Genomic DNA, 5379 nt, shown 5'->3' with positions numbered 1-5379 from the left:
AAGAAGAGCCAATGACACCGCAAGGTATCAACGGTGCAGCGCCAGCGGCGCAGCCAACTACCAGCCTGTAATCGCGGTTGAAGAAGGTCGCCATGAATGGCGACCCTACAAACCGCACCCGTAGGGTTGCCATTTATGGCAACCTTGCCAAATCAATCCCGCGGTCGTCGAAACGCCAGCCAACCCGCCACTAACGTAAACGCCAGCACCACCAACACCAGCAGCAAAAAGCCGTGCGGATTATTCGCCAGCGGAATGCCACCCACGTTCATACCAAAAAATCCCGCCACGATATTGATCGGCAACGCCAGCACGGTAATCACCGTCAGCAAAAACAGCGTGCGGTTGCTCTGCTCCATCAATCGCGCGGCAATCTCTTCCTGCAGCAAGCGAATGCGTTCCATCAAACTCGCCAGGTCATTCAGCGCCACGCTGAACTCTTCGGTGAAAATCCGCAGCTCGCCTAACGGTTCGCGCTTCAGCCATTTGGGCGGACGATTCAACAGGCGAAACAGCGCCGCCGGTTCCGGAGCCAGCAAACGCTGCACGCGCAGCAGCATCCGGCGCAGCTGCCCCAGCTCACGACGATTGGTTTTGATCGCCGCACTCAGCAAGCGCTCTTCAATCGCATCCACCGCCTGACTGGATCGCCGCACCACCTGCTCCAGCTGCGCTTCCTGCTCGCCAAGCAGCCACAGCAGCATCGCATCCGGCTCGGCGAATTTAAGCCGATCCATCTGCTGATGCATGCGTTCGATCATGCCAACCGGACGAAAACGCGCGGTGACCACCACACGCGGGCAGCACCACATCCACAGTGTGGCGTTCTGCGTGCTGCGCTCCTCTTTACTGAAAGTCACGTCATTGAGCACCGCCAGCAGCGCATCGTTTTGATGGGCTAAACGGGTGCGCGGCGAAGCCGAATGTATCTCATCGAAAAAATCGTGGTCTACGCCAAAGTGGTCCTGAACCCAACGCTCCGCACGTGCGTGATTAAGGTTGATGTGCAGCCAGATAAAGTACGACTCCGGCAGCTGCTGCTGCGCCAGCTGGGCCGCTTCACGCGCATTGAGGCGCTGTGGCGGCGACGCGGGGGTAAACAGATAACCGTGAATCAATCCGGCGACTTCGTTATTGAAGTCCGGCAGCGAGGCGAGTGGTAGTACGGGCTGGAGCATTAGCAGGTCATTCCGCAGCGGTCAGATCCACAGCGTGCGACAGCTTTGTTGCAGCACGATGACACAGCGTGATCGCCATCATCATTCTGTCATACAAACCACGTATCACACTGCCATTAACGGATGCCGTTCGAGCATCGTGATTTAACACTGAGGTGTTTTATGGCTGAAAACAGTATACCTGCATCGACCTCCTCGTCCCACAGCGGACGCCCGAACCTTAACCGCGGCAACGGTCCAGCCTCACGCCTGATCTTTGTACTGTTGCTGATTGCTGGCCTGATGTATGCCGGCATTAACCTGTTTAATGATGTTGAAGAGACTGGCGCGCCGGTCACCAGTTATACGCCATTCGTACTGCTTGGCGTGGCGCTGATCATCGCGCTCGGCTTTGAATTTGTGAACGGTTTCCACGATACCGCCAACGCCGTCGCCACGGTGATCTACACCCATTCGCTGTCGCCGGGCGTGGCGGTGATGTGGTCCGGCTTCTGTAACTTTTTGGGCGTGCTGCTCTCCAGCGGCGTGGTGGCGTTCGGCATTATCTCGCTGTTGCCGGTGGAGCTGATTCTGCAGGCGGGCAGCGGCCACGGCTTCGCCATGGTCTATGCGCTGCTGTTCTCGGCGATTATCTGGAACCTCGGCACTTGGTATTTTGGTTTACCGGCCTCCTCTTCGCATACGCTGATCGGTTCGATTATCGGCGTTGGCGTGGCGAACGCCTTGCTGCATGGCCGCAGCGGCACCAGCGGCGTGGATTGGGATCAGGCGATTAAAGTCGGTTACGCGCTGCTGCTGTCGCCAATTGTCGGCTTCGTCTGTGCCGCCCTGCTGCTGCTGGCGATGAAAGCGTTTATCCGCAATCGCCAGCTGTATGAAGCACCTAAGGGCAATCAGCCGCCGCCGGTATGGATTCGCGGCTTGCTGATCCTCACCTGCACCGGCGTCTCTTTCGCCCACGGTTCGAATGACGGCCAAAAAGGCATGGGCTTAATCATGCTGATTCTGGTCGGCACCATGCCGATTGCCTATGCGCTGAACCGCTCGCTGCCGCCGGAGCAGATTCCGCGTGTCGCCGCCTTAACTCAGGTGACGGAACAGCAGCTGCTGACGCTGCAACCCGCGCCCGCTGCCATGCCCGCGCCGCGTGAAGTGCTAACCGAATTCGTGCGCACCAACCAAAATCGCCCGCAAGTGTTACCGGCGCTCGGCATGATGCTCGGCGATATCGGCGACCAGATTCGTCGCTACGGCGCGGTGGAGAATATCCCGGCGCAGGCGGTGACCAACACGCGAAACGACATGTATCTGGCATCGGAAACCATCAAGCATCTGCAAAATGCCAAAGTGACGCTACCGGAAGAGACCGCGCGCAACCTGGCGGCGGTGAAAAAAGAGCTGGATGCCGCCACGCGCTTTATCCCGATGTGGGTGAAAGTGGTGGTGGCGATAGCGCTGGGTCTCGGCACCATGGTCGGCTGGCGTCGCATTGTGGTAACGGTGGGTGAACGCATCGGTAAAACCCATCTCACCTACGCGCAAGGGGCCAGCGCCGAACTGGTGGCAATGGCGACCATTGGCGCGGCGGATGTGTTTGGCCTGCCGGTTTCCACCACGCATGTGCTCTCTTCCGGCGTCGCCGGTTCAATGGCCGCCAACCGTTCAGGTTTGCAACTTTCCACTATCCGCAATCTGGCGATGGCGTGGGTGCTGACGCTGCCGGTTTCTGTATTACTTTCGGGGCTCCTTTACGCCCTGTTTATCCACCTGTAACGGGAGAAAATAATGGCGACACACGACAATAGCTTCCACAGCGAGACCTTTAATCAGCGTCTGCTGCAGGAGTTTTACGACAGCTACGACGAAGAGCTGGAGATGGAGCTGGATGACCTGCGTTTTAACGACAGCGACGAGCCGCAGGCTGATGACGATAAAGCCTTTCGTCGTCGTTATTTCCGCGAACTGCTGCATCTGCAAGGCGAGCTGGTCAAGCTGCAGGATTGGGTGATGCGCACCGGACATCGCGTGGTAATCCTGTTTGAAGGGCGCGATGCGGCGGGTAAAGGCGGCGTGATCAAACGTATCACCCAGCGCCTCAATCCGCGCACCTGTCGCGTAGCCGCCCTGCCCGCGCCTAACGATCGTGAGAAAACGCAGTGGTATTTCCAGCGCTATATCGCCCATCTGCCGGCTGCTGGTGAGATCGTGATGTTTGACCGCAGCTGGTACAACCGCGCGGGCGTTGAGCGCGTGATGGGTTTCTGTAACGAAGATGAAGTGGAAGAGTTTTATCGCAGCGTGCCGGAGTTTGAAAAAATGCTGACGCGCAGCGGCATCCAGATCATCAAATACTGGTTCTCGATCACCGATGAAGAGCAGGAGCTACGCTTCCTCAGCCGCATTCACGATCCGCTCAAACAGTGGAAACTGAGCCCGATGGATCTCGAAAGCCGTCGTCGCTGGGAAGATTACACCGAGGCGAAAGAGGAGATGCTGGAGCGTACCAACATCCCCGAAGCGCCATGGTGGGTGGTGCAAGGCGTGGATAAGAAGCGTGCGCGACTCAACTGCATCAGCCATCTGCTGCAGCAGATGCCGTACGAAGAGAGTGAAGCCAAACCGATTATGTTACCGCCGCGCGAACGTTCCGAAGACTATCGCCGCGCGCCGGTACCTGAGCACATGGTAGTGCCGGAAAAATACTAAAGCGCTTGCGCGGCCGTCTGGCGGCCGTGCTGCTGGTGCAAGCGCAGCGTGATGGCAAACGCGCCGAGCACCATCAGCGCCGCCGCCAGATAGACCGATTGCATGCCCCAATGACCAATCAGCAAGCCCGCTACCGGCCCGGTTAATCCCAGCCCTAAATCGAGAAACGCCGAATAGGTACCGAGCGCCGAACCCTGATCCTGCTGCTGCACGCGCTTCACCGCCTCCACGCCCAGCGCCGGGAACACCAACGAGAAACCGCCGCCGGTAAGGAACGCGCCCAAATCCACCAGCCAAATGCTATCGGCCTGCCAAATCAGCAGCAATCCGGCACACTCCAGCACGAACGACACTAGCGCCACTTTCAGACCACCAAAGCGTGTGATGTAGCGGCCAAAACCGAGGCGCACAATCACAAAGCCGAGGCTGAACAGCGTCAGCGCGAACGCGGCTCCGCTCCAGTCGCGGCTGGCGAAATAGAGGGTGATAAAGGTGGAGATTACGCCGAAGCCGATTGTGCCAAAGCCGAGCGCCAGGCCAAACATCCACACGCGGCTGACCACGCGATGGAACGGAATGCGCACGCCGGCGGTGACGCTGACGCCCGCTTTGCGGCTCGCCATCCAGAATCCGGCAACGCCCATGATCGCCACCAAACCGGCAAACCCGCTGATGCCAAACCATTGATTGAGCAGCACGCCAAGCGGCGCACCAATCGCCATGGCGAAATAGGTCGCCACGCCGTTCCATGAGATAACGCGCGCGGTTTGCAACGGGCCGACAATGTTCATGCCCCACAGCGTCGATCCGGTGCTGCTGAAGCTTTCACCGACGCCGAGGAACAAGCGTCCCGCCGCCAGCAGCGCCAGGCTTAGCAGCGGCATATCGCTGCACAACGCGGCGATAATCGATAACACGCCGCTCATGCCGCAGAACACCAATCCCATCATCACCACGCGTTTTGGACCGTAGCGATCCGCCAGACGACCAGAGTGCGGGCGACTTAACAGCGTGGCGAAGTATTGCAGGCTGATGATCAATCCGGCGATGAATGAGCTGAATCCAAGCTGGTTATGCACAAATCCCGGCAGCACCGCCAGCGGCAAGCCCACCGAAAGATAGCAAAAGAAGGTGAATACAATGACGGAGAGAATACGTTTATTTAACTGAGCGTTACTCAGTACAGCGGCGTCAGACATGGAAGGTGGCGTCGGGGATCAGGATGAAAGTAGGCGATAACTATAACCTTAGCGTGCTAAGAGATCGCGGATTTTTTAGTTATAAAGTTTATATGCACTTGTATGAGAAGGTCGCCATGAATGGCGACCCTACAAAGAATTGGCGCGTTTTTCGTAGGGTGCGCAGCATTACGCCATAAATGGCGATCCGACAATGGTTTTGCGGAATTAAGTGATGATTGCTGATGCATGCCGCTCAATCGCGGTGGCGATGTCGGCGGAGACTTTGAGGGTGCGGACTTCGCTGAACAAGCCGT

General features: G+C 58.0%; 5 protein-coding genes. 2 read left to right on the top strand and 3 right to left on the bottom strand.

The genetic code is table 11. The annotated features are described in order from the left end of the window. Positions 1–152: 152 nt before the first annotated feature. Entirely contained in the window at positions 153–1178 is a 1026-nt protein-coding gene (locus RTY00_RS13455; RefSeq protein ID WP_008102665.1) for a transporter, read from the bottom strand. Positions 1179–1340: 162 nt separating this feature from the next. Here RTY00_RS13455 and RTY00_RS13450 point away from each other — a divergent pair, with 162 nt between their 5' ends. Beyond that, on the top strand, positions 1341–2951 hold the full coding sequence (locus tag RTY00_RS13450) for an inorganic phosphate transporter (RefSeq protein ID WP_312664795.1): 1611 nt from the start codon (positions 1341–1343) through the stop codon (positions 2949–2951). Between the two features lie 12 nt (positions 2952–2963). Further along, positions 2964–3884, top strand: a complete 921-nt coding sequence (gene ppk2, locus RTY00_RS13445; RefSeq protein ID WP_154153256.1) for a polyphosphate kinase 2 — start codon at positions 2964–2966, stop codon at positions 3882–3884. Here ppk2 and RTY00_RS13440 read toward each other — a convergent pair. Continuing rightward, positions 3881–5083, bottom strand: a complete 1203-nt coding sequence (locus RTY00_RS13440) for an MFS transporter (RefSeq protein WP_008102673.1) — start codon at positions 5081–5083, stop codon at positions 3881–3883. The genes ppk2 and RTY00_RS13440 overlap by 4 nt on opposite strands. 207 nt (positions 5084–5290) lie before the next feature. Next, positions 5291–5379 (bottom strand): hypothetical protein (locus RTY00_RS13435; protein ID WP_312664796.1); only part of this gene is annotated, 89 nt, incomplete at its 5' end.

Origin of the sequence: Pantoea sp. CTOTU49201 (genome assembly GCF_032054795.1) — a bacterium.
Taxonomy (GTDB): domain Bacteria; phylum Pseudomonadota; class Gammaproteobacteria; order Enterobacterales; family Enterobacteriaceae; genus Pantoea; species Pantoea symbiotica.
This window is presented reverse-complemented; position numbering and strand designations above follow the sequence as displayed.

Coding starts and splice junctions, on each gene's coding strand:
- RTY00_RS13455 (WP_008102665.1), bottom strand. CDS start 1,178: ATGCTCCAGCCCGTACTACCACTCGCCTCGCTGCCGGACTTCAATAAC.
- RTY00_RS13450 (WP_312664795.1), top strand. CDS start 1,341: ATGGCTGAAAACAGTATACCTGCATCGACCTCCTCGTCCCACAGCGGA.
- ppk2 (WP_154153256.1), top strand. CDS start 2,964: ATGGCGACACACGACAATAGCTTCCACAGCGAGACCTTTAATCAGCGT.
- RTY00_RS13440 (WP_008102673.1), bottom strand. CDS start 5,083: ATGTCTGACGCCGCTGTACTGAGTAACGCTCAGTTAAATAAACGTATT.